This is a genomic window from Elusimicrobiota bacterium, assembly GCA_016182905.1.
Classification (GTDB): Bacteria; Elusimicrobiota; Elusimicrobia; order UBA1565; family UBA9628; genus GWA2-66-18.
Genome location: JACPFR010000056.1, coordinates 15,049 through 38,078 on the forward strand (window position 1 = coordinate 15,049; position 23,030 = coordinate 38,078).

At 69.9% G+C, this 23,030-nt stretch carries 23 protein-coding genes and 1 tRNA gene; 6 read left to right on the forward strand and 18 right to left on the reverse strand.

What is annotated here, in order from left to right:
• Positions 1-12: 12 nt before the first annotated feature.
• The 10 genes from HYV14_16615 to HYV14_16660 all read right to left on the reverse strand — a co-directional run bounded on the left by HYV14_16615 (position 13) and on the right by HYV14_16660 (position 6,725).
• Positions 13-83, reverse strand: a tRNA-Gln gene (locus HYV14_16615).
• A complete protein-coding gene (locus tag HYV14_16620; protein MBI2387611.1) occupies positions 69-362 on the reverse strand; it encodes a septation protein SpoVG family protein in 294 nt (97 codons plus the stop codon). Before HYV14_16620 ends, HYV14_16615 begins: the two co-directional genes overlap by 15 nt.
• A gap of 4 nt (positions 363-366) precedes the next feature.
• A complete protein-coding gene (gene ispE, locus HYV14_16625) occupies positions 367-1,257 on the reverse strand; it encodes a 4-(cytidine 5'-diphospho)-2-C-methyl-D-erythritol kinase (protein MBI2387612.1) in 891 nt (296 codons plus the stop codon).
• Positions 1,254-3,371, reverse strand: a complete 2,118-nt coding sequence (locus HYV14_16630; protein MBI2387613.1) for a tetratricopeptide repeat protein — start codon at positions 3,369-3,371, stop codon at positions 1,254-1,256. The genes ispE and HYV14_16630 overlap by 4 nt, the downstream gene beginning before the upstream one ends.
• Complete coding sequence (locus tag HYV14_16635) at positions 3,368-3,793, reverse strand: GNAT family N-acetyltransferase (protein MBI2387614.1); 426 nt, start codon at positions 3,791-3,793, stop codon at positions 3,368-3,370. Before HYV14_16635 ends, HYV14_16630 begins: the two co-directional genes overlap by 4 nt.
• Entirely contained in the window at positions 3,774-4,394 is a 621-nt protein-coding gene (tsaB, locus tag HYV14_16640; protein ID MBI2387615.1) for a tRNA (adenosine(37)-N6)-threonylcarbamoyltransferase complex dimerization subunit type 1 TsaB, read from the reverse strand. Before tsaB ends, HYV14_16635 begins: the two co-directional genes overlap by 20 nt.
• Complete coding sequence (gene tsaE / locus HYV14_16645; GenBank protein ID MBI2387616.1) at positions 4,387-4,839, reverse strand: tRNA (adenosine(37)-N6)-threonylcarbamoyltransferase complex ATPase subunit type 1 TsaE; 453 nt, start codon at positions 4,837-4,839, stop codon at positions 4,387-4,389. The genes tsaB and tsaE overlap by 8 nt, the downstream gene beginning before the upstream one ends.
• Positions 4,830-5,750 (reverse strand): NAD(P)H-hydrate dehydratase, encoded by a 921-nt coding sequence (locus HYV14_16650; protein MBI2387617.1) that lies wholly within the window; start codon positions 5,748-5,750, stop codon positions 4,830-4,832. Before HYV14_16650 ends, tsaE begins: the two co-directional genes overlap by 10 nt.
• Positions 5,747-6,325: an HNH endonuclease gene (locus tag HYV14_16655; protein MBI2387618.1), complete on the reverse strand. Its 579-nt coding sequence runs from the start codon at positions 6,323-6,325 to the stop codon at positions 5,747-5,749. Before HYV14_16655 ends, HYV14_16650 begins: the two co-directional genes overlap by 4 nt.
• A gap of 100 nt (positions 6,326-6,425) precedes the next feature.
• On the reverse strand, positions 6,426-6,725 hold the full coding sequence (locus tag HYV14_16660; GenBank protein MBI2387619.1) for a zinc ribbon domain-containing protein: 300 nt from the start codon (positions 6,723-6,725) through the stop codon (positions 6,426-6,428).
• A 135-nt stretch (positions 6,726-6,860) separates the two neighbouring features.
• On the opposite strand from HYV14_16660, the gene HYV14_16665 reads away from it, so the two are divergent.
• Genes HYV14_16665 through hrpB form a run of 4 tightly spaced genes read left to right on the forward strand, consistent with a single transcriptional unit; the run spans position 6,861 to position 11,851 of the window.
• Positions 6,861-7,895, forward strand: coding sequence for a methyltransferase domain-containing protein (locus tag HYV14_16665; protein MBI2387620.1), 1,035 nt, complete (start codon positions 6,861-6,863; stop codon positions 7,893-7,895).
• Entirely contained in the window at positions 7,882-8,772 is an 891-nt protein-coding gene (locus HYV14_16670; GenBank protein ID MBI2387621.1) for a radical SAM protein, read from the forward strand. The genes HYV14_16665 and HYV14_16670 overlap by 14 nt, the downstream gene beginning before the upstream one ends.
• The gene (locus tag HYV14_16675; protein ID MBI2387622.1) at positions 8,769-9,437 is read left to right on the forward strand and encodes a glycosyl transferase, family 2; all 669 of its coding nucleotides are present in this window, start codon (positions 8,769-8,771) and stop codon (positions 9,435-9,437) included. The genes HYV14_16670 and HYV14_16675 overlap by 4 nt, the downstream gene beginning before the upstream one ends.
• Positions 9,437-11,851, forward strand: a complete 2,415-nt coding sequence (hrpB, locus tag HYV14_16680; protein ID MBI2387623.1) for an ATP-dependent helicase HrpB — start codon at positions 9,437-9,439, stop codon at positions 11,849-11,851. Before HYV14_16675 ends, hrpB begins: the two co-directional genes overlap by 1 nt.
• 92 nt (positions 11,852-11,943) lie before the next feature.
• Here hrpB and HYV14_16685 read toward each other — a convergent pair whose 3' ends face one another.
• Genes HYV14_16685 through hpt form a run of 8 tightly spaced genes read right to left on the reverse strand, consistent with a single transcriptional unit; the run spans position 11,944 to position 20,303 of the window.
• Entirely contained in the window at positions 11,944-12,795 is an 852-nt protein-coding gene (locus HYV14_16685; protein ID MBI2387624.1) for a succinylglutamate desuccinylase/aspartoacylase family protein, read from the reverse strand.
• Entirely contained in the window at positions 12,792-13,127 is a 336-nt protein-coding gene (gene acpS, locus HYV14_16690; GenBank protein MBI2387625.1) for a holo-ACP synthase, read from the reverse strand. Before acpS ends, HYV14_16685 begins: the two co-directional genes overlap by 4 nt.
• Position 13,128: 1 nt before the next feature.
• Positions 13,129-14,997, reverse strand: coding sequence for a glutamine--fructose-6-phosphate transaminase (isomerizing) (gene glmS / locus HYV14_16695; protein ID MBI2387626.1), 1,869 nt, complete (start codon positions 14,995-14,997; stop codon positions 13,129-13,131).
• A 3-nt stretch (positions 14,998-15,000) separates the two neighbouring features.
• Positions 15,001-15,726, reverse strand: a complete 726-nt coding sequence (locus tag HYV14_16700) for a pyridoxine 5'-phosphate synthase (protein MBI2387627.1) — start codon at positions 15,724-15,726, stop codon at positions 15,001-15,003.
• Positions 15,723-17,099 carry a phosphoglucosamine mutase gene (gene glmM, locus HYV14_16705; protein MBI2387628.1) on the reverse strand — a complete coding sequence of 459 codons (1,377 nt, stop codon included), beginning with the start codon at positions 17,097-17,099 and terminating at the stop codon, positions 15,723-15,725. The genes HYV14_16700 and glmM overlap by 4 nt, the downstream gene beginning before the upstream one ends.
• Positions 17,096-17,935, reverse strand: a complete 840-nt coding sequence (folP, locus tag HYV14_16710) for a dihydropteroate synthase (protein MBI2387629.1) — start codon at positions 17,933-17,935, stop codon at positions 17,096-17,098. The genes glmM and folP overlap by 4 nt, the downstream gene beginning before the upstream one ends.
• A gap of 16 nt (positions 17,936-17,951) precedes the next feature.
• Entirely contained in the window at positions 17,952-19,757 is a 1,806-nt protein-coding gene (locus HYV14_16715) for an ATP-dependent metallopeptidase FtsH/Yme1/Tma family protein (GenBank protein MBI2387630.1), read from the reverse strand.
• Positions 19,758-20,303 (reverse strand): hypoxanthine phosphoribosyltransferase, encoded by a 546-nt coding sequence (hpt, locus tag HYV14_16720; protein MBI2387631.1) that lies wholly within the window; start codon positions 20,301-20,303, stop codon positions 19,758-19,760.
• 116 nt (positions 20,304-20,419) lie between these two features.
• Here hpt and HYV14_16725 point away from each other — a divergent pair, with 116 nt between their 5' ends.
• Positions 20,420-21,958: a response regulator gene (locus tag HYV14_16725; GenBank protein MBI2387632.1), complete on the forward strand. Its 1,539-nt coding sequence runs from the start codon at positions 20,420-20,422 to the stop codon at positions 21,956-21,958.
• Positions 21,959-21,965: 7 nt separating this feature from the next.
• Positions 21,966-23,018, forward strand: a complete 1,053-nt coding sequence (locus tag HYV14_16730) for a chromate transporter (GenBank protein MBI2387633.1) — start codon at positions 21,966-21,968, stop codon at positions 23,016-23,018.
• Positions 23,019-23,030 lie beyond the last annotated feature (12 nt).

Below are 23,030 nucleotides of genomic sequence, written 5' to 3' on the forward strand. Positions count from 1 at the left end.
TCGAAATCTGCATTCCCGGGCGTGGATTCGAACCACGAATAACGGCTTCAAAGGCCGCTGTGTTACCATTACACCACCCGGGAGTCTGCCTTGTTCCCTGCAGCGGCCTGGAGAACCTCCCGCTCGTAGCAGGCGAACACTTTGCTCTCCAGAAACGACCTGAATTCGACGGTGATCGGATGCGCCACGTCCTTGAAGCTGCCGTCGGGCATCTTCCGGGACGGCATGCAGAGTATGAGCCCTTTGTCGCTCGCGATCACTTTCATATTGCGGACCACGAAGCAGTGGTCGAACGTGACGGTGGCGAACGCCTTGAGCTTGTCCTCGTTGCGCAGGTGGACGCGGATTTCCGTGATCTCCAAGATTTCAGCCGTGACAGCTCGTCAAATAGACTTTCCAGGGGTAAGCCTGGAGCCGCCGGACCACACGCACGCCTTCGGCGTGCGAGCCGATAAACCCGAAGACCGAAGAACCCGAACCCGACATGCGCACCCCCTTCACACCCGCTGACTCCAGGATGCGTCGGGCTTGTGCGACTTCTTTCATGACCGGCAACTCCGCCTGCTCCAGGCGGTTGAAAAGAAGACCCCCCCATTCCTCGACGGGACGGCCGCTTTTCAGACGACGGATGAGTTTATCAAGTTGAGACAAGCGCGTCAATATATCGCTTCGGCGGCGGGGCGGCACGGCGGTGAAGACCGGGCCGGTCGGCGACGGGAAGCCGGGCCAGACCAGGACCATAAAAGGAAGGGATTTGGCGATCTTGATGGGCTTCAGACGGTCGCCGATCCCGGTGGCGCGGCAGAAGTTGGCGTCCTTCAGGAAGAACGGGACGTCCGCGCCCAGCTTGACCGCGATGTCGTGCAGCTTCTTCTTCTTGGCCGCCGTCAGATCGATCTGCAAAAGCCTGGCTAATCCGAGAAGAGTGCCCGCCGCGTCCGAGGACCCGCCGCCGAGGCCGGCGCCCATCGGGATGCGCTTGTACAGCACGATCTTGACGCCGACGCCCACCCGGAACTCCCGATAGAAGGCCCGCGCGGCGCGCAGGACCAAGTTGTCGGGCCCGGCGGACAGGGGCATGGTGCCCAACTCGTCCACGATCTCGAGGGTCGGCTTATTGCCGTTGACGACCTCCATGTCGAGTACGTCGTAGATGTTGATCTTGGCGAAGAGGGTGGCCAACGTGTGGTAGCCGTCCTTGCGCCGCCCCGTGACCTCGAGGAACAGGTTGACCTTCGCGGGGCACTGCTGCTTCATGGAAAAAACTCGGCTTTCGGTTCAGCGCAGGAGACGGCGAGCTCCCAGAAGCGGCCCTTGGTCTCCATCAGGCGCGGGACCTGGCGAGCGCGCGCGCGCAGGAAATCCGACAGGGCGACGCTGACGCCGTTGCCGGCCGGAGAGATTCCCCGCGCCATCCCTTCCTCGAGGTCGATCCTCCAGGCGGGACGCATCAGGCTCGTGCGGCCCCAGCCGCGCTCCATGCGCGCCGGCCCCGGGGCGAAGGCCTCGCCGGACAGCGCGGCCGCGATCGCGGCGAAGGCGCCTTGCGCGGCCTCCTCGACGCGCGCCTGGTCGAGGCCCTCGACGGGGAACGGGTCCATCGAGAAGCCGCGCGCGTCGAGCCGCGCGCGCCAGGCGGTCGAGAACATCGGGCCGAGCAGCTCGAAGGACACCTCGCGCGGGGCGCGGAAGGCGAACAGCGCCTGGCGGGACACCGGGCGGCCCGCGATGCGGCCCTTGAGCTCGCACAGGCCGCTCAGCTTCTTGACGCCGCCCTGCACGGCCTCCAAGTGGCGGCGCCAGAGCTCGGCGAGCGTCTCGTCGGACATCTCCTTCTGCAGGGCCTCCGCCTTCTCTCCGGCCTTCGCTCCGCCGAGGCTCTGCGCGAGGCGCCACGCGAGCCAGGCCGAGCCGGCGTCGCCGACGGCCTGATGGGCGGCGCCGAGATGGTCCCAGAGGGCCCCGTCGTCGGCGATGGCGCGCGCGGACGCCTCGAGCTCGACGACGGCCTCGGTGCTGCGTCCCTGCTTGAACAGCGCCCAGCCGAGGGAGTCGCGGTACGCCGCGTTGCCGGGCTCGAGGGCGAGGGCGCCGCGGATCAGCGCCTCGGCCTCGACGAGCTTCAAGCCCCGGTCGGCCAGCGCGTAGCCGAGGTAGTTCAGCGCCGGCGCGTCATCGGGCTTGCTCGCGATGAGCGCGCGGAACTCCGGCTCGGCCTCCGCCATCTTGTCCATCTTCTCGAGGATGGTGGCCAGCTGCCACCGGGCGTCGCGGTCGTCGGGCTTGAGGGCGAGGACCTCGCGCAGCAGCGCCGCCGCCTCGGCCCGCTCGCCGAGGTCGTCGTGGCCCAACGCCAGGTAATAGGCGATGCGGTCGTCCTTCGGCCAGCGCGTCCGCGCCTCCTGCAAAGTCCTCATCGCCTCCTTCACGCCGCCGGACTGCAGCTGATAATAGCCGAGGCGCAGGTGCAAGGTCGGATCGTCCTTGAGGGCCGAGCTGTCCTTCAGATAGCCCGCGGCCTTGCGGAAGTCGCCGGCGCGCTCCGCGTCGGAGGCAAGCCAGGCGGCGGCCATGGCGTCGTCCGGGCGCTTCTCCTTCAGGCGCAGGAACTCGGCGCGCGCGGCGGCCGCGTCCCCGCGCGCGGCCTCGAGCTCGGCGACGTGGGCCCACAGCTCATGATCGTCCGGGATCGAGGCCAGCACCTTGCGGTATTCGGCGACGGCCGCGGCGGTGTCGTGGGAGATCTCGTACACCTGCCCCAAGGTCAGGCGCACCGGGTCGGACTCGGCCTCGTCGAGGGAGATCGCGCGGCGGAGCTTCTCGACGGCGGCGGCGTAGCGGGACTCCTGCGCGTCGAGCTTGCCGAGCTCGTGCAGCACCTTCGCCGCGTGCTCCGGGTTGGCGGCGAGGAAGCGCTCGAGCATCGAGCGGGCGCGCTTCGGGTCCTTCGGCGCGATGAGCTCGGTCAGCGCCATGATCGCGTCGATGGAGGCGGAGTCGAGCTTCAGCGCCGCCTCGAACTCCTTGACCGCCTCGTCCTCCTGGCCGCGCGACCAGAACACGCGGGCCAGGATCATCGCCGACTTGCCGTCGGTGGGGGCCAGCTCGAGCCGCCGGCGGGCCCATCTCTCGGCGCGGGCCCAATCCTCGAGCTCGAGCGCCAGGTCCGCCGCCTCGCCGGCGAGGAACGCCGAGCCGGGATCGAGCGCGAGAGCGTTCTCGTACGCCGTCAGCGCCTCCGCGAACGCCCCGCGCCGCTCGAGCAAGGTCCCGCGCAGATATTCCTGCTGCGCGCTCGCCGAGGCTCCGGAGCCCGCCGACGAGGAGGCCGCGGCCGGGACGGCGAGGAGGAGCGCCAGGAGCAGGTTCATGGGATGTCGAGGTCCATCAGCACGGCGTCCGAGCCATCATAGTAGAACTTCGGACGGCGGCCGACAACCTTCGCGCCGGCCTTCGCGTAAAAAGAGAGCGCCCGGGCGTTCGCCGCCGAGGCCTCGAAGGTGACCTTCGCGCAGCCGCGCGCCTTCGCGGCGCGCGCCAGCGCCGACAGCAGCGCGCGGCCGACGCCGCCGCCGTCCGCGGCCGCCGCGAGGTCGAGCAGCCGGCATTCGCCGTCCGCGACGCGCGCGAGCGCGTAGCCGCGCTCCGGCACGACGAGGAAGATCGCGTCGTCCCGGCCGAGCTCGCCGGCGAGCGCCGCGCGGCTCCAGCCGGCGGCGAAGGGACGCGCGCCGATCGCGGCCACGGCGTCGAGGTCCCCCGCGGCCGCCGGCCTAACCGCGAGGCCGCTCATAGCTCGCCGGCTTCAGGTAGAAGGGCTCGAACGGCGGCATCTTCCCGGCGGCGAGCGCGGCGCGGGCGACGGGCAGGAGGTCGGCGGCGGTCGTCTCGCCGTAGGAGACGGAGAGACCGCTCTTCTCGGCCGCGTCGCGCAGCGCCGGCCAATCCTTCGGCGGCGTGAACGCCGCGGCGCCGAAGGCCTTCCCCTTCCGGAACTCCTGGGTGTACACTTCGTCCTTCCAGCCGGGCAGCGCTCCCAACGCCCGGCCGGACTTCGCCCGTCCCGCGGCGGCCGCCAGGCGGCTGATCGCGATGACGGGGATCTTCAACTGGAACCCCGCGGCGGCGGCGAAGGACATGCCGATGCGGATGCCGGTGAACCGGCCGGGGCCGGAGGCGGCGGCGATCGCGTCGAGGTCCTCCCAGCGGAGCTTGGCCTTTTTCAGCAGGCGCTCGACGAGCGGCAGGAGCGCCTCGTCGTGCTTCTTCGCCGCACGCTTCAGCTCGAAGGAGCCGACGGCGACCGACAGGACTTCGCCCGTCGCGTCGACGGCGAGTATATTCGCGTTCGGATTCGCGTTCGGCCGCGCCTCACGCTCCTTTCTTTTATACACGCCCTGATTCTAGGATTTTACGGGCGATCGGTCCGGTCGCCTTCATCGCCAGGAGGCGGCCGCCGGGGGCGTGGGACAAGGTCGCCTCGAGGCGGTCCTTGGGCCAAACCCCGCCGGCCGCGTCGGGCCACTCCACGACCACTGCCCCGCGCGGGTCGGCCAGCAGCTCGTCGAGGCCGAGCTCGGAGTCCTCGCCGCGCGCCACGCGGTAGAGATCGAGGTGATGCACCGTCAGGCGCTTGCCGCGGTAGACGTGGGCGAGCGCGAAGGTCGGGCTCGACACCCGTCCTTTATAGCCCGCCCCGCGGGCCAGGCCGCGCGCGAGCGTCGTCTTGCCCGCGCCGAGCTCGCCGCGCAGGAGCACCAGCGCTCCGGGCTTCAGCCTCCGGCCGAGGCGCTCGCCGAGGGCGATCGTCTCCGCCTCGCTCGTCAATTTTAAGCGCACAGGGCTTTGAACGCGTGCGGCAGATAGTCCACGAGGTCGGTCGAGGTCACGGCCCACGGCGTGAGCTCCTTCTCGGCGGCGTCGCCGGCGGCGCCGTGAAGCCAGGCGCCGAGCGCCGCGGCCTTGAACGGCAGGTCCCCGGAGACCCGTCCGGAGGCGAGCATCTGCGCCCAGAGCCCGGCGATGAGGCCGGTCAGCACGTCGCCCGTGCCGCCCTTGCCGAGCCCAGGCCCGCCCGTGGGGTTGGCGACCGTGCGCGCGCCCGAGGAGATCAAGGTCTTGCGGCCTTTCAGCAGGACCACGCCGCCGAGGCCGCGCGCGAGCTTCTCCGCGCACTTCAGGCGCTGAGCCTCGACCTCGATCTTCTTCATCCCGAGCAGGCGCCCGGCCTCCGCCGGGTGCGGCGTGTAGATGCAGGGCTGCTTGCGCGCCCGCAGCATCTGCTCGACGCCGTCGGCGTCCTGCTGGGCCAAGGTGTTCAGCGCGTCGGCGTCCACGACGGCCGCCGCCGGCACGCCGGACAGGGCGAGCAGCACGAAGCGCGCCGCGTCGGCGTGCGTCGTCATCCCGGGGCCGATGGCCATCGTCGACGCGCGCCGGGCCTTCGCGTACTCCTTCAGCAGGTCCACGCCCTCGGGGCGGAACGCGCCGGAGGAGTTCTCCGGCAAGGCCAGAGTCATCGCCGAGGGCACGGCGCCCGCGACGGTCCCGGCGACGCCGGACGGGACCGCGACGGTCACGAGGCCCGTTCCGGAGCGCAGGGCGCCTCTCGCCGCCAGGATCGCCGCGCCGGCCATGCCGCGCGAGCCGGCCACGACGAGGACGTGGCCGAAGGTCCCCTTGTGGTCTCCGGGCTCGCGCGCGACGAGGCCCTCTCGCAGCTCCGCCTTCCCGAGGGCTTTGACGCTCACGCGTTCTCTTGGGACAGGAGCTTCTTCCAGCTTTCGGGGATGTGCGCGCGCGGATGAGGCACCAGGCTCCCCATCAAGGTCCAGCGCGGCCGCTCCGGCTTGCGCTTCAGCGGCATGCCCGCCTCGTCCGGCAGGCGATCCGCCTTCTTCAGGTTGCAGGGGCGGCAGGAGGTGACGATGTTCGTCCACTCGTTGGAGCCGTCGCGCGAGCGCGGGATCACGTGATCGAGGTCGAGCTCCTCGCTCGACTTGCGCTTGCCGCAGTAGGCGCACTTGTAGCGGTCGCGGGCGAAGACGTTGTGGCGCGTGAAGGCCACCTCGCGGTGCGGTATCCGGTCGTAGCGCACGAGCCGGATCACCTCGGGCACGGCGAAGCGCAGGTTCGTCGAGTTCACGAACCCCGCCGGGATCTCCACCCAGTTGGACGAGACGGCGACCCAGGCCTCGAAATCGTAGGGGGTCAGGTCCTCGTCGAGCGCCTCGGCCAGGCCCATGTAGACGAGCGTGACCGCCCGCCGCCAATCGGCGACGGCGACGGCCCGGAAGCTCCTGTTCAGCACGAGGGTGCGGCCCATGTCCTAATAGACTAACAGGCAAATACCGGGAAATCAACGCCCACGGCGGCCCTAGGCCGGTCAGGCCGGGTAAACCCTTATTTTCACGGCGCTATCGCGCCTATTTCGTTCCGAGGCCTGGGGCGACCGGCCGGGACGCGCCCGCGTTCCAGCGCTCGAGCTTGTGCAGGTTCCGGACCAGCAGGCGCGCGACGAATAGGGGGTAGCCCATGTCGTGCAGCTTGGCGGCGCTGAGGATCTTCATCTGGTCGACCGTCATGTCCGGATGAGTGAAGCGTCCGTCGGCGTAGCAGAGGCTGCAGTAGGTGTGGCTCTTCGACCCGTCGGAATACGTGCCGCCGCCTTTGGGGTCCTTCTTGAGGGGCATGCCGCAGCTTTGGCAGTCGTTCCGGGTCGTCATACGGGCACCTCCGACGGCGGGGAGCCGTCCTACTCCTCGACGCAACGCTACTGCCTGTAACGCCCCGGTCCGATCGCGCACCCACTTCAGTACAATCTGGGACGTTTTCACGGAGGCTCCCCCATGCCCATCGACATCGAAGCCGGAGTCCGCGACTATTACGGAAAGACCTTGAAGAGCGGGGCCGACCTCAAGACCGACGCCTGCTGCTCCCCCGCGGCCCTGCCGCGCAAGGTGCGCGAGGCCCTCGCGAAGGTGAGCGACGAGGTCGTCGCGCGCTACTACGGCTGCGGCCTGACGATACCCGCGGAACTGACGGGGTTGAGCGTGCTCGACCTGGGGTCCGGGTCGGGACGCGACTGCTATCTGCTGTCCCAGCTGGTCGGCGCCTCCGGGCGCGTCACGGGCGTGGACATGACCGACGAGCAGCTCGCGGTCGCCGAGCGCAACCGCGCGCATCACGCCCTGGCCTTCGGTTACGGGAACGTCGAGTTCCTCAAGGGCGACATCTCGCGGCTCGACGCGCTCGGACTGAAGGACGCGTCGTACGACCTGATCGTGTCCAACTGCGTGATCAACCTGGCGCGCGACAAGGAGGCCGTGCTGCGCCAGGCCCGGCGCGTGCTGAAGGAGGGCGGCGAGATGTACTTCTCCGACGTCTACGCCGACCGGCGCGTGCCCGAGGAGCTGAGGAACGACCCCGTGCTGTACGGGGAGTGCCTGGGCGGCGCCCTGTACTGGAACGATTTCCTGGCCCTGGCCAAGCGCGCGGGGTTCGCCGACCCGCGGCTCGTCGAGTCGCGGCCCCTTTCCATCGACGCGGGGCCCATCCGCGAGCGCGCCGGGCGCATCGGCTTCTACTCCGCGACCTACCGTCTGTTCAAGCTCGAGGGCCTGGAGCCCGCCTGCGAGGACTACGGCCAGGCGGTGAGGTACAAGGGAACGATCGAGGACGCGCCCCGGGAGTTCGAGCTCGACGGCCACCATCGCTTCGAGACCGGGCGGATCATGACGGTGTGCGGCAACACCTCGCTGATGCTCGAGAAGAGCCGCCTCGGCCGCCACTTCGACTTCTTCGGGGATATGAAGACGCATTTCGGCATCTTCCCGGGGTGCGGGACGAACATGCCGTTCGCGACGGAGCCGAGGAACGACGGTGCCTGCTGCTAAATGGGCCGTCGCGGAAACCACCGCGCAGGGCAAGCCCCGCGCGAAGGTCGAGCCCGCGACGCTGACGACGGTGTGGCTCAACACCGGCACGCTCTGCAACATCGAGTGCGCGCATTGCTACATCGAGTCCTCCCCCCGCAACGACCGCCTCGAGTACCTGAGGGCCGCCGACGTCCGGCCCTTCCTCGACGAGGCCCGCGACGCGGGCGCGCGCGAGGTCGGCTTCACCGGCGGCGAGCCGTTCCTGAACCCGGACCTGATCGCGATGGCCGGGGAGTGCCTCGAGCGCGGCTTCGAGGCGCTGATCCTGACCAACGCGATGGCCCCGATGATGAACCGCAGGCGCGAGCTCCTCGACCTGCTCGTGCGGCGCGGCCGCGGCCTGCGCCTGCGCGTGTCGCTCGACCATCACATCGCGGCGGCGCACGACGCGGAGCGCGGCGCGGGAGCCTACGACAAGACCTTGGCCGGCCTGCGCTGGCTGCTCGACGCGGGCTTCGACGTCTCCGTGGCGGGGCGCGCCTTCGTCGACGAAGACGAGGCCGCCGCGCGCGAGGGCTACCGCCGCGCGGTCGGCCGGGACGTCGAGCTGACGGTGTTCCCCGAGATTGGCGCGCCGGGAGACCTGCCCGAGATCACGACCGAGTGCTGGGGCCTCCTCGGCAAGGCGCCCGAGTCGGTGATGTGCGCCTCCTCGCGGATGGTCGTCAAGCGGCGCGGAGCGGAGCGCCCCGCGGTCGTGGCCTGCACCTTGATCCCGTACGATCCCCGCTTCGAGCTCGGCGCGACCTTGCGGGAGTCGTGGCGCCCGGTCGCGCTCCAGCACCCGCACTGCGCCTCGTTCTGCGTCCTCGGCGGGGGGTCCTGCTCGCCGTGAAGGTCACCGTCGTCATCCCCGTCCACGGGAGCGGCGCCGACTGGCTGCCGCGCATACTCGCGCGCCTGGCCGAGGTCCCGGGCCTCGAAGCGGTCTGCGCGGGCGACGCCCCGCCGCCGGAGGGATCCGGCGCGCGCTTCGTGCGCGTCGACGGCCCCTCGCGCGGCGCGCGCCTGCAGGCGGGCATCGACGCCGCGTCCCACCCCACCATCCTGCTCCATCACCCGCGCTCGCTCGTCCCGGCCGAGGGCCTGCGCTGGCTCGCCGCGCGCGCGGGCCGGGCGGGCTGGGGCGGGTTCACCCACGCCTTCGACTGGGACCATCCCCTGCTGCGCTTCACGAGCTGGTACTCGAACCGGGTGCGCGCCTCGCGCCGCGGCATCGTCTACCTCGACCACTGCGTGTTCTTCGAGAAGGCGCTCCTGACCCGCCCCATCCCCCCGGTCGAGATCTTCGAGGACACCGAGCTGTCCTTGATCCTGCGCGAGAGCGGCCCTCCGGCGCTCGCCCCCTTCGTCGTCGAGACCTCGGCGGTGCGCTTCCGCGTCAACGGGCCGTGGCGCCAGGCCCTGCTCAACCAGCGCCTGAAGCTCTCGTACCTGCTCGGAGCCTCGCACCGGCGCATGAACGCGCGCTACGAGCGCGGCCTGAGGCTCAACTCCTGATGGACCGGGCCCTGCCGATCGCGGCGTTCCGCGACGCGATCGTCTCCGAGCTCGGCCGCGCCGGGGCGCTGATCCTGACCGCGCCGACCGGCAGCGGCAAGTCCACGCAGACCCCGCAGTATCTGCTGGGGAGATTCCCCGGGAAGATCCTCGTCCTCGAGCCTCGCCGCCTGTCCGCGCGCAGCCTCGCCGGGCGGGTCGCGGTGGAAACGAAGACGAGCCTTGGAGCCGCGATCGGCTACCAGGTCCGCTTCGACAGCCGTTGCGGCGCCGACACCATAGTCGTCTTCCAGACCTACGGCGTCTTCGTCGCGCAGATGATGAGGGATCCGGAGCTCAAAGGCGTCGGAGCCGTGCTCCTCGACGAGTTCCACGAGCGGAGCCTCGACTGCGACCTGGCCCTCGCCTGGCTGAAGGCTTTGCGCGCAGGGAAGCGGCCCGACCTGAAGATCGCCGTCATGTCGGCGACGCTCGAGGCCGAGGCGCTGTCCCGCTATCTGCCCGAAGCGGCCAAGGTGGAGGTGCCGGGACGGCTTTTCCCCGTCGACATCCGCCACCATCCGCTCGACTCGCGCGGAGGTCCGGCGGAGGGCGCGCTCGCGGCGCTCAAGGAGCTCGCGCGCGAGGGCCTCGACGGCTCCATCCTCGTCTTCATGCCCGGCCTGCGCGAGATCCGCCGCGCGATGACGGTCCTGACGCCCTACTGCCGGGAGATGGACCTCGAGCCGCACGCGCTGCACGGGAGCATGGACCTCGCCGAGCAGCAGAGCGTCCTGGAGGAGTCCCCCCGCCGCCGGGTCATCGTCGCGACCAACGTGGCCGAGACCGGGCTGACCATCCCCCAGGTCACCATGGTCATCGACAGCGGCCTGCACCGCGTCGCGGCCTACGACGCGGCGCGCGGCATCAACACCTTGTATCTCGCGCGCATCAGCCGGAGCAACGCCGCCCAACGCGCCGGCCGCGCCGGGCGCACCGCGCCCGGACGCTGCGTACGCCTCTGGTCGCGGTCCGAGGAGACGGGCATGGCCCCGAGCCTCGTGCCCGAGATCCTAAGGCTCGAGCTGAGCTCCCTGCGCCTTCAGGCCGCGTCGCTCCCCGCGCCGGTGGACTGGGTCACCGCCCCCAAGACCGACGCCTGGGCCGCGGCGGGAAAGACGTTGTCCGCGCTCGGAGCCGTCGACGCCCAGGACCGCGTCACGGCGAAAGGGCGCGCCTTGCTGCGCTACCCCGCCCCGCCGCGGGTGGCGAGCGTCCTGGAAGCGGCGCGCGCCCTGGGCCCCGAGGCGTACGAGCGCGCCTGCGCCATGGCCGCCGTCTTCGAGACCGCGGGCGATCCTCGCCCCGGCCGGACGGCGGACCTGACCGCGCTCGCCTCCGATCTCCTGGCCGGCGCGCGCGAGGAGACGTCGTGGGAGGCCTCCGAGGTGTTCCGCCAGTTCAAGCGGCTGTACCAGGACCCCGGCGGAGCCCTTCCCGAGGCGACCGCCGGCGCGCTCCCGCTCGCCTGGCTCGACGCCTTCTCGGACCGCCTCGCCGCGCGCGAGGGCGACGGGTCCTTCTACCGGCTCGGCGACGGGCGCGGGGCGCTGCTGCCCGCCGCGAAGGACCCGCCTCCCTTGCTGATCGCGCTCGACGTGCGCGAGCGCGCCGGAGGAGGGCAGGCCCGGCAGGTCGCGATCAATCTGCATCTTCCGTTCACGCCGGAGGCGATCCTCGCGGCCTTCCCCGAGGAATGCGCCTGGACGCCGTCGGCGGAGTTCGACGACAGGAAGGGCCGGGTCATCAAAGAAGACCGTCTCCTGTTTCGAGGTCTCGTCATCTCTCGCCGCGAGGTCACCGCGCGAAAAGAATACAAAAAGATCGCCGCCGACCTTTGGGCGGAGAAGTTCGCCTCGGGCGAGCTGCGGCATCCGGGACTCGACGACAAGGCGAGCCAGCTCGTCGTGCGCATCGCGCTGGCGCGCCGCCTGTATCCCGACATGGGCTACCCGGAGATGAGCGCCGACGACTGGCGGCTGATCTACGGCGAGGCCTGCGCCGGGAAGAACTCCCTCAAGGACATCGAGCGGGTGAGCCTTCTGCCGCACATCGAGGGCTACCTGGGGCGCGGCCTGGCGGACTTCCTCGACCGCGCGCTGCCGGCGACGAAGCGTCTGCCCTCGGGCAAGACCGGCCGCTTCACCTACCACGAGACGCATCCGCCGGAGCTGTCGGCGCGCCTGGGCGACTTCGTGAAGATGACGGGCACGCTCGCGCTCTGCGAGGGACGCCTTCCGGTGACCTTCGACGTTCTGGCGCCCAACCACCGCACCGTGCAGAAGACGAAGGACCTCGCGTCGTTCTGGGCCAATGCTTATCCCACGGTAAAAAAGGAGCTGCAGCGGCGTTACCCGCGCCATCCCTGGCCGTGAGCGACTCGCACCGGTGCGAGTCGCGCGGCTGTTTCCGGAAACAGTCAGGGGCGAAAACTACTGATAATCACTATTCCCGGGAATAGTGATTATCAGTAGTTTTCCGGCAGTTGGGCCGGGACCGCGAGGTAATACCACTCCTCGCCGACGGCCGCGGCCTCGTAGGGCATGACGACGAACGCATCTTCCGGAGCGAGGAGCTCGACGCCGTCGGCGTAGCGCGCGATCGGCTCGCCCTTCGCCACGGGATCGAAGTTCTTCCAGGGGCGCGCGAACTTCCCCTCCCTCTCGCGCCGGACCATCGCCGTCAAGCGCAGCGCCTTCGGCCTCGGCCGCCGGGGCGTGCCGATGATCAGGCCGAAGTGCGCGATCGCCCGCCGCGCCGCGTCGAAGGCGAACTCCGCCGCCGCGGGGTCGTCGTTCCGGCCGGCCTCGACGGTCAGCGCGCGCTTGCCCAGGCTCTGGGCGTAGCCGGTCGTCGTGAGCGCGTCCGAGCCGGCATAGAGCGCGGGCCAGCCGAGGATCAGATATTCCGCGCCGAGCGCCTCGGCCCAGCCGCGCACGGGCACGGACTCGTCGTCGAGGAAGACGAAGGGGACCGTCGGCGCCTGGGTCCCGTGCAGGTCGAGGACGGCGTCGTGCGCGGCGATCAGCGCGGCCAGCTCGGAGGCGAGCGCCTGCTCGCGGTTCGCGGGGGCGGGGTGAGGCCGCACGACGCGGTTGAGGTTCTCGTCGACGAAGTGGAGGCCGCGCGCGACGGCCTCGGCGTTCGCCCGGGGGACGATAGTCAGCTGGCCGCGCGCCAGCGACAGGCCGTCGGACGCGAGCTCCGCGTCGAGGCGCTCGAGCGCGAGAACGCCGGGCTTCTCCTCGCCGTGCACGCCGCCGAGGAGCAGGACGCGCGGCCCCGGGCCGCGGCTGAAGTAGCGCCGCGCGTCGATCAACGCGCGAGCACGGCGAAGGCGACGGCGTGGTCGCGGCCGTGGGAGAGCGAGAGCTTGAGTCCGCGCACCGGCTTGCCGTGGATCTTGACCGACGGGCGGCCGTCCGCGCCGCGCTTGACCGAGATCGCGGTCAGCGGTACCTCGGCCTTGCCCAGGGCCTTGTAGACGGCCTCCTTGGCGGCGAAGCGCACGGCGAAGTGGGGCCACGGGTTCTTCTTGCTCTTGCAGTAGGCGATCTCGTGAGCGGAGAACACGCGCGGGAGGAACTTCGGGTTGCGGCGGGCCAGCGACTTGATCCGCCCGATCTCGACGAGGTCGACCCCGAGCTCCATCCTACTCGACCGTGACGCTCTTCGCCAGGTTGCGGGGTTGGTCGACGTCGCAGCCGCGCAGGTCCGCCACGTGATACGCGAGGAGCTGGAGCGGGATGATGTTCACGATCGGCGACAGGAGCTCGGGGACCGGCGGCAGGCGCAGGACGGCCTCGCAGTCCTTGAACTCGCCCGCGCCCTCGGTGGCGACGACGATGACCCGCGCGCCGCGGGCTTTCACTTCCTCGAGCGACGACAGGGTCTTCTCGAGGACGCGGGACTGCGTCGCGATGACGACGACGGGCATCTCGGTGTCGATCAGCGCGATCGGGCCGTGCTTGAGCTCTCCGGCGGGATAGCCCTCGGCGTGGATGTACGAGATCTCCTTGAGCTTGAGCGCCGCCTCGAGGGCGATCGGGTAGTTCACGTAGCGGCCGATGAACAGGAAGTGCTCCGACTTGGCGAACTTCTTCGCGACGGCGAGGATCTCCTTGTCGAGCTTGATCGCGGCGCGGATCCAGCCGGGCACCTTGACCAGGTCGTCGACGAAGGCGCGGCCCTGCGCCTCGGTCATCGCGCCGCGTCCGATGGCGGCGTGGAGGGTCAGGACGGCGAGGGAGGTCAGCTGGCCGATGAAGGCCTTCGTGGAAGCCACGCCGAGCTCGGGGCCGCAGTGCGTGTACAGGGTCCAGTCGGCGGCGCGGGTGAGCGCGGAGCCGACGGTGTTGCAGACGGCGAGGACCTTCGCGCCCCTTTCTTTAGCGATTTTCACGGCGGCCAAGGTGTCGGCTGTCTCGCCCGACTGAGAAACGGCGATGACCAGGTCGTCGGGGCCGACGGTGGTCTCGCGATAACGGAACTCGGAGGCGGTCTCGACCCTCGTGGGGACGCCGATCAAGGTCTCGAACCAGTACTGGCCGACGAGGCAGGAATGATAGGCGGTGCCGCAGGCGATCATCTGCACCGAACGGACGTTCTTCAATATGTCCGCGTTCATGCCGCAGTCGCGCTCGAGCACGCCCTTCAGCGGGAACAGGCGCCCGCGCATCGTGTCCTCGCAGGACATCGGCTGGTCGTGGATCTCCTTGAGCATGAAGTGGCGGTAGCCGGACTTCTCCGCCATCGTGCGGTCCCAGGTGATGTTGATCGGCGTCTTGACGATCTTCTTGCCCGCGAGGTTGAAGAAGGACGCGCCGTCCTTCTTGAGGACGGCCATCTCGCCGTCCTCGAGGAACACGGCCTTGCGCGTGTAGGCGAGGAAGGCGGGGACGTCGGAGCCGAGGAAGGTCTCGCCGTCGCCGAGGCCGATGATGAGAGGGGACGCGGTCTTCGCGGCGACGATCACGCCGGGAGCCTTCGACCAGAGCACGGCGACCGCGTAGGCGCCGCGGACGTCGCCGAGCGCGCGGCGCACGGCCTCGAAAAGGAGGGGCTCGTTGAGGTCGGGCTTGGGCGAGGAGCCCGGCGGCTGGAGCTGGACCAGCTTCTCGGCGACGAGGTGCGCGAGCACCTCGGTGTCGGTCTCGCTCTCGAACTTGGCGCCCGCGGCGGTCAGGCGGTCCTTGATCTCGAGGTAGTTCTCGATGATCCCGTTGTGGATCACCGCGACGGTGCCCGTCGGGTCGGTGTGCGGGTGGGAGTTGACCTCGCTCGGCTTGCCGTGCGTCGCCCAGCGCGTGTGACCGAGGGCGACGGAGCCGGCGAGCGGACTCGCCGCCAGAACCTTCTCCAGGTTCGTCAGCTTGCCCTGGGCGCGGCGGCGCTCGATGACGCCGTCGACGATGGACGCCAGGCCCGAGGAGTCGTACCCCCGGTACTCGAGGCGCTTGAGGCCCTCCATGAGCAGGGGAACGGCTTGCTTAGGCCCGACGTAGCCGACTATGCCGCACATGCGCTAGTCGATGGCCCGGCGCATCTCGGAGACGGCGGTCTTCAGGCCCACGAACACGGAGCGGGCGACGATCGAGAAGCCGATGTTGAGAGCGGACATGTGCGGGATGCGCGCGACGGGCGCCACGTTGTGGTAGTCGAGGCCGTGGCCGGCGTGGACGACGATGCCCATCTCCCAGGCCATGTACGCCGCGAGCTCGAGGCGCTCGAGCTCGAGCTTCTGCTTGGGCTTGCTGTGGGTCTTGGCGTAGTCGCTCGTGTCGAGCTCGACGATGTCGGCGCCGATGTTGCGCGCGGCGCGCACGGCCGGGGCCTCGGGCGCGACGAACAGGCTGACCTCGACGCCGGCCTTCTTGAGCCTGGCGATCGTCTTGGCGAGGCTCTTGCCGTTGCGGACGAGGTCCAGGCCGCCCTCGGTGGAGACCTCGCCGGGCCGCTCCGGCACGAGGCACACCGAGGTGGGGCGGGCCTTGAGCACGGAGGCGATGATCTTGGGGTCGTCGGAGAGCTCGACGTGGGTCTCGCCCTTGAGGCGGCAGAGCTTGACGATGTCCGCGTCCTGCATGTGGCGGCGGTCGCGGCGGAGGTGGCAGACGATGATGTCGGCGCCGGACTGGCGGGCGACCTGCGCGGCCTGCACGGGATCGGGATCGATGTCGAGCCGCGCCTGGCGCAGCGTCGCGACATGGTCGATGTTCACGCCCAATTTCAGCTTCTGCTCGGTCTTCATCCGTGTTTCTCCTCTCTTGCGCCCGTCTCGGTCAGATAGATCTTGGCGATCTCGTCGGCGATCCTGCGGTTCTCCGCGGACTTGGGGCCCTCGACGAGGACGCGCAGCACCGGCTCGGTCCCCGAGTAGCGGACGAACACGCGGCCGCGGCCCGCGAGGGTCCTGGTCGCCGCGGCGATCGCGGCGGAGGTGCGGCCGAGCGCGGCGATGGCCGGCTTCTGCTTCACGCGGACGGCGCGCAGGACCTGAGGCGTCGCCTTGTACAGCCGCCCCAGGGCGCTCATCGGCTTGCCCGACTCGCGCCAGGCGGCCAAGGTCTGAAGGCCGGTCAGCATGCCGTCGCCGGTCGGGGCGAAGTCCCGGAACACGATGTGCCCGGAGTTCTCCCCGCCGAGGCTCAGACCCTCGCGCTCGATGGCCTCGGTCACGTAGCGGTCGCCGACCGGGGTCGTGACCGCGTCGACGCCGAGGCCGCCCAGGTAGGACAGCAGGCCGAAGTTCGACATGACGGTCACGGCGACCTTGCCGCCCTTCAGGGCGCCGCGCCGCAGCAGGCGGGCGGCCGCGGCCGCGATCAGCGCGTCGCCGTCGAGCAGGTCGCCGCGCTCGTCGCAGATCAGGGCGCGGTCGGCGTCGCCGTCGAGGGCGAGCCCGGCGTGCGCGCGGCGGCGCTTGACCTCGCGGCGCATCGCCTCGGTCGCGGTCGCGCCGCAGCCGTCGTTGATGTTCCGGCCGTTCGGCTTGACGCCGATCGCGAAGACCTCGGCGCCGAGCCCGGCCAGCAGCCTCGGCGCGAAGGCGGCGGCCGCGCCGTGCGCGCAATCCACGACGATGCGGGCCCCGTCGAGGTCGAGCGCCGCGGGAAAGGCGCTCTTGAGGAAATCCAGATAGATGCCGGCCCGGTCCGCGGCGGCGAAAGGCGGGCGCGAGATCGCGGGCGGCGCGGGGCGCTTCATGCGCCCCTCGACCTCGTACTCGAGGGCGGGCGCCATCTTGAAGCCCGCGCCGTCGAAGAACTTGATGCCGTTGTACTCCGCGGGGTTGTGGCTCGCCGAGATCACGGCGCCGGCGAAGCAGCCCAGGCGAGGAGCGAGGTACGACACGGCCGGCGTGGGGATGACCCCGAGGTCGAGCACGCGCACGCCGGCGGCGGAGAAGCCCGAGATCAGGGAGCGCAGCAAAGCGGGGCCGGAGCCGCGCGTGTCGCGGCCGACGGCGATGAGCGGGGCGTGGCCGTTGATCTTGACGCCCTGGCGCTCGAGAAGGACCTTCGCCGCGTGATAGGCGAGCGCGCGCACCGACTCGGGCGTGAGGGGGCCCTGGCCGGGGATGCCGCGCACGCCGTCGGTACCGAACAGGGAAGGGGAGCTCACGCGGCCTCCGAGACGGCGCGCAGGGTTTCGATGACGCGCCGGGTCTCGAGGACGTCATGCACGCGTAAAATGGAAACGCCGTTGAAGCAGGCCCAGGCCGCGACTGATAATGATCCGGCGAGACGGTCCCCCGATCCGTTGTCGTTCAAAATCTTTCCGAACATCGATTTCCGGGAGACCCCCAGCAGAACGGGGGCGATGGCGGAGAGTTCGCCGGCGCGGCGGATCAAGGTGAGATTGTGATCCAACGTCTTTCCAAAGCCGATGCCGGGGTCCACGACGACCCGGTCTGCGCGGCCTCCGGCCGCGACGAACGACTGGAGGCGACCTTGCAGGAACCGGGAGACCTCGTCGAAACAATCCTTGTAGGTCGGGTCGGCCTGCATCGTCTTGGGCGAATCACCCAGCATGTGCATCAAGATCACTCGCTCCGCGCGCTGCGCGACCTTGAGCATGTCCTTGTCGTCGCGCAGCGCGGAAATATCGTTGACGATCACGGCGCCGACGTCTAATGCCTCGGCCGCTATCGCGGCCTTGGTGGTATCGATCGAGATCCGGACCTTGACCTGCTTGGCCAAGGCCTTGATCACGGGGATCACGCGGACCCGCTCCACTTCCAACGGCACCGAGTCCGAACCCGGACGGGTCGATTCCCCGCCGATGTCCAGGATGTCCGCGCCCTCTTCCACCAGCTTCAGGGCGCGTTCGACGGCGAGGTCGCTCGTCGCCGCGCGGCTTCCCGCGTAAAACGAATCCGGCGTGCAGTTGACGACCCCCATGATCGACGGCTTGCGAAATCGCTTCGCGATCTCGCCGCCTGATCTTGGCTCGGTCATCGTCGCGGTCACGATATCAGGCTCGGGCCGAGGCCAGCACGGCGTCGATGTCGTCGCCGTTGAGCACCTCGCGGTCGAACAGGGACTGCGCCAAGGTGTCCAGGGCCTTCTTGTTGGCGGACAGGATGGAGCGAGCCTTCGCCTGCGCCTCGGTCACGATGCGCTTGACCTCCTCGTCGACGAGCTGCATCGTACGCTCCGAGAAGGCCCCGCCCTTGTTCAGGTCGCGGCCCATGAACATCTCCTGGTCGGGCTTCTTCAGCGACAGCGGGCCGACGATCTCGCTCATGCCGAACTCGGTGACCATGCGCGTCGCGTAGGCCGTGGCCTTGGACAGGTCGTCCGCGGCGCCGGTCGTGATCTCGTTGAAGGCGAGCTCCTCGGCGGCCCGGCCGCCGAGCAGGATCGCGAGGCGGTTGGTGATGTCGACGCGCGAGGTCAGATACTTGTCCTCCAGCGGCAGCTGGAGGGTGTAGCCGAGCGCGAAGCCGCGGGACAGGATCGAGACCTTGTGCACCGGGTCGGTGCCGGGGAGCATCTTGGCGACGATCGTGTGGCCGCACTCGTGGTAGGACACGATCTTCTTCTCGCGGTCGGACATGATGTTGGACCGCTTCTGCGGCCCCGCCATGACGCGCTCGATGGCCTCCTCGAGGTCGGCGAGCTCGACGACCTCCTTGTTCTTGCGCGCGGCAAGCAAGGCGCCCTCGTTGATCACGTTGGCGAGGTCCGCGCCGGCGAAGCCCGGGGTGCGGCGGGCGACGACCGCGAGGTCGGCGTCCGGCGCCATCTTCACGATCTGGGAGTGCACCTTGAGGATCGCCTCGCGGCCCTTGCAGTCGGGCACGGGCACGTTGATCTGCCGGTCGAAGCGGCCGGGCCGAAGGAGCGCGGTGTCGATCACGTCGGGGCGGTTGGTGGCGGCGATGAGGATGATCCCCTGGTTCTGCTCGAACCCGTCGAGCTCGATCAGCAATTGATTGAGAGTCTGCTCGCGCTCGTCGTGCCCGCCGCCGATGCCGGCGAAGCGGGCCCGTCCGACCGCGTCGAGCTCGTCGATGAAGATGACGGCGGGCGCGGCCTTCTTGGCCTGGTCGAAGAGGTCGCGCACCCGCGAGGCGCCGACGCCGACGAACATCTCGACGAACTCGGAGGCGGAGGCGGAGAAGAACGGCACGCCGGCCTCACCGGCGACCGCGCGCGCGAGCAAGGTCTTGCCCGTGCCGGGAGGCCCGAACAGGAGCACGCCGCGCGGCATCTTGCCGCCCAGCTTCTGGTACTTGTCGGGCGTCTTCAGGAAGTCCACGACCTCGCGGAGCTCCTCCTTCGACTCCTCGCAGCCGGCGACGTCGGCGAAGGTCGTCTTCTTCTTCTTCTCGTCGACCATCTTGGCCTTGGAGCGGCCGAAGGACATCGCCTGCTTGCCGCCGACCTGGACCTGGCGGATCACGAAGAACCACCAGAGGAAGAAGAAGAGCAGGATGCCGCCGAGGTTCAGCGCGAAGGCGTACATGCCGCTGCGGTCGCGCTCGCCCTGGAAGACCGAGACCTTGTGCGCCTCGAGGTCCTCCACGAGCTTCGGGTCGGGCAGGGGCAGGGCGCGGAAGTGCTGGGTCGTGCCCTTCTTGTCGCGGTAGTCGCCGCTGATCATGTCCGGACGCATGCGGACCTGGGTGATCGTGCCCTCGCGCAGACGGGCCTTGAACTCGGAGTACGGGATCTCGGCCTCGAGCGGGACGGTCTTCACGCTGTTGAACAACGTCAGCAGGAGCACGAAGCCGAGGCCCCAGATGACGAGCTGCTTCAGGTTTTTATTGTCCATCTAGATCTTCAACACTCCCACGCACGGCAGTTGCCGATAGCGCTCGTCGTAGTCGAGGCCGAAGCCCACGACGAACTCGTTCGGGATCTTGAATCCCACGTATTTCGGCTGGAACGGGACCTTCCGGCACTCGGTCTTGTCGAGCAAGGTGCAGACCTCGAGCGAGCTCGGATGATGCGCGCGCAGGGTCTCGGTCAGGGAGGTCAAGGTCAGGCCGGTGTCCACGATGTCCTCGATGAGCAGCAGATGCTTGCCCTCGGGACTCTGGCGCAGGTCGAGCAAGGTGCGGATGGCGCCGGTCGAGGCCGTCCCCGCGTAGGAGGAGACCGCCACGAAGTCCGTCTCGACGTCCACCTCGGGGCCGATCGCGCGCAGCAGGTCGGCGAGGAAGATGACGCTTCCTTTGAGCACGCCCACGACCACCAGGCGCTTGCCCGCGTAATCGCGCGTGATCTGGACGCCGAGCTCCTTGATCCGGGCCCGGAGGACGTCCTCGTCGATCAAAACCTTGGTCAAAGCGGGGTGAACGGCGGTTCGGGAGGTCATGAAGGTGCATTTTACCTTTTAGGCCGGCTCCTTATCAAGGAAGCGCGCGGCGGCGCCGTTACGGGGCCGTGTCCTGAGGGTGGACGGCATGGGATTGGTCTGCTACAATGCCGTCCGTGCCGACCTCCGCTGAACTCGCCTTCTCCGTCCTCGTCGTCGACGACGAGCCAGACGCCCGGACCGTGCTCCGGGGCGAGCTCGAGAAAGTCCCCGGCGTGACCCTCAAGGTCGGGACCGCCGGCACCGGCGACGAGGCCCTCAACAAGCTCAAGGACGTCCCCTACGACCTGGTCTTCCTCGACTACCGCCTCCCCCCCACCAACGGCCTCGATATATTGGAGAAGATCCGCCAGCACCACCCGAAGACCGCCGTCGTGATGACCACGGCCGCGGGCAACGAGCAGGTGGCCGTGGCCGCCATGAAGAAGGGCGCGATGGACTACATCACGCAGAGGGACCTGCGTCAGACCGACCTCGGCCAGCTCCTGCGCCGCGTCATCGAGATTCGCGACCTGGTCAACCAGAACATGGAGCTGCGCCAGGTCAACCAGATGAAGAACGAGTTCATCGCGAACGTCTCGCATGAGCTGCGCACCCCCCTGACCGTCGTCATCGGCTACGCGAACACGATGAAGGACGGCAGCATGGGCCCCCTCAACGAGGCGCAGCAGAAGGCGCTCACCTCCATGATCGACCGCGCCGAGGGCCTGATGGCCACCCTCAACAACATCCTGCGCATCCGCGAGGTCCACGAGGGCCGCAAGCAGCTCCTCCTCAAACCCGTCGAGCTCAACCGCCTCGTCGCGGCCGCGCTCGAGCGCGCCGGACGCGAGATCCGCCGCCGCAAGCTGAAGCTGACCGCAGAACAGCAGACCTCCGAGATCTGGGTGATGGCCGACGAGGAGAAGCTCGGCGACGTGATCGACAACCTGCTCTCCAACGCCTGCAAGTTCAGCCCCGTCGAAGGCGCGCTGCGCGTGCTCGTGGCGACCGAGAAAGGCCACGCCCGCCTGTCCGTCGTCGACGCCGGGCCCGGCGTGCCGCCCGAGGTCCTGCCGCACATCTTCGACACCTTCTCCGCCGCGAACCAGGGCCCGACGCGCGAATACCCCGGCCTCGGCCTCGGCCTTCCCCTCTCGAAGCAGATCGTCGAGGCTCTCGGCGGCCGCATCTGGATCGAGAGCGAGGGCTCCGGGCGCGGGACCACCGCCCGCCTCGAGCTGCCGGTCTCGGCGAAGGACGCGCCTCCCGCCGTCGTCGACGGCTCAGAGACGGTGCGCAAGAAGCGCGTCCTCATCGTCGAGGACAACCCCGACCTCGTCGAGGTCCTGATGCTGTTCCTCGCGAGCGTCAGCCGCAACCTGTCGATCTCGACGGCGCACTCCGGCTTCGAGGCGCTCGAGCGCATCGAGGAGGAGATGCCGAGCCTCGTCATCCTCGACGTGATGATGCCGGGCATGGACGGCTTCGAGGTGCTCTCCCGCCTCAAGCGGCTGCCTCGCGAGAAGCGCCCGCCGGTGATGGTGCTGACCGGCTACTCGGACGCGCTGTCCCGCGCGAAGGACGCCGGCGCGGACGAGGTCATGCTCAAGCCCTTCGAGAAGAACGCTTTCGTCAAGAAGGTCCTCCAGCTCCTCGGCGCCCCGACCGTCTGACGCGGCCGTGGAGGTCTTCCTCTATTTCCTGAGGCTCGGCGCGACGGTGTTCGGCGGCGTCGGCCCCCAGCTCCTCGCCATGCGCCGCGACCTCGTCGACGAGCGCCGCTGGGTCACCCCCGCCGAGTTCGACCGGGGCGTCGCGCTCGCCTACATCTGCCCCGGGCCCGTCGGGACGCAGGCGGGCGTGTACATGGGCTGGCGCCGTGCCGGCGCGCTCGGCTCCCTCGCCGCCCTGACCGGCTTCCTGCTCGTGCCCTTCCTGCTCGTCGTCGCCCTCGCCGCCGCCCACGCGCATTATGGCTCCGGGGGCCGGTTCGGGAACCTCGTCCTCGGGATGCGCAGCGCCGTCGTGCCGGTGATCGCGCTGTCCGCCGTGAAGCTGTTCCGGATCGCGTTGACGGGCCGGCTCGAGAAGGCGATTTCGATCGCCGCCCTGGCCTGGTGCGTCCTCCGCCCGGAGGACGCGACCGCCGCCGTGCTCGCGGCCGGAGCGCTCCTCGCCTTCCGCGCGTCGCGCGGGACCAAGGCGCGGGGCGCCGCCTCGGCGGGCCTCCTCGCCCTGTTCCTCGTCGGCCTCCAGGCGGGCGCGCTCGTCTACGGCACCGGCCAGGCCATCCTGCCGATCGTGCGCGAGGCCGCCGTCGTGCGCCGCGCCTGGCTCACCGACGCCCAGTTCGCCGACGCGGTGTCCGCCGGCCTCGTCACGCCGGGCCCCATCGTGATGGCGATCGCCTACGTCGGCTTCGTCGCGGCCGGCGTCGGGGGCGCGTTCGCGGCCGCGGCCGGAGCCTTCGTCCCCGGTTGGCTCCTCGTCCTGCTCGTCGGGCCCTGGATGGAGAGGCTCGAGCGCGACCCGCGCCTGAAGGCCTTCGCGCGCGGAGCGACGGCCGCGGCGATCGGCGCCGTCGGCGCCGCCGCGCTCGCCCTCGCCGGGACCACGCTCGGCACGCCCGCGGCCGCCCTGCTCGCCGCCGCCTCCGCGGCCGCGGTCCTGCTCGGCGCCCCCGACGCCGCGGTCATCGCGGCGTGCGGCGCCGCCGCCGCGCTCTTTTTATAAGGCTATAATTCC

Bases quoted from the DNA above. Each gene is read 5' to 3' on its own strand.
- ispE (MBI2387612.1), bottom strand. From the start codon at position 1,257: ATGAAGCAGCAGTGCCCCGCGAAGGTCAACCTGTTCCTCGAGGTCACG.
- HYV14_16630 (MBI2387613.1), bottom strand. From the start codon at position 3,371: ATGAACCTGCTCCTGGCGCTCCTCCTCGCCGTCCCGGCCGCGGCCTCC.
- HYV14_16635 (MBI2387614.1), bottom strand. From the start codon at position 3,793: ATGAGCGGCCTCGCGGTTAGGCCGGCGGCCGCGGGGGACCTCGACGCC.
- HYV14_16655 (MBI2387618.1), bottom strand. From the start codon at position 6,325: ATGGGCCGCACCCTCGTGCTGAACAGGAGCTTCCGGGCCGTCGCCGTC.
- HYV14_16660 (MBI2387619.1), bottom strand. From the start codon at position 6,725: ATGACGACCCGGAACGACTGCCAAAGCTGCGGCATGCCCCTCAAGAAG.
- hrpB (MBI2387623.1), top strand. From the start codon at position 9,437: ATGGACCGGGCCCTGCCGATCGCGGCGTTCCGCGACGCGATCGTCTCC.
- acpS (MBI2387625.1), bottom strand. From the start codon at position 13,127: ATGGAGCTCGGGGTCGACCTCGTCGAGATCGGGCGGATCAAGTCGCTG.
- glmS (MBI2387626.1), bottom strand. From the start codon at position 14,997: ATGTGCGGCATAGTCGGCTACGTCGGGCCTAAGCAAGCCGTTCCCCTG.
- HYV14_16700 (MBI2387627.1), bottom strand. From the start codon at position 15,726: ATGAAGACCGAGCAGAAGCTGAAATTGGGCGTGAACATCGACCATGTC.
- folP (MBI2387629.1), bottom strand. From the start codon at position 17,935: ATGACCGAGCCAAGATCAGGCGGCGAGATCGCGAAGCGATTTCGCAAG.
- HYV14_16715 (MBI2387630.1), bottom strand. From the start codon at position 19,757: ATGGACAATAAAAACCTGAAGCAGCTCGTCATCTGGGGCCTCGGCTTC.
- hpt (MBI2387631.1), bottom strand. From the start codon at position 20,303: ATGACCTCCCGAACCGCCGTTCACCCCGCTTTGACCAAGGTTTTGATC.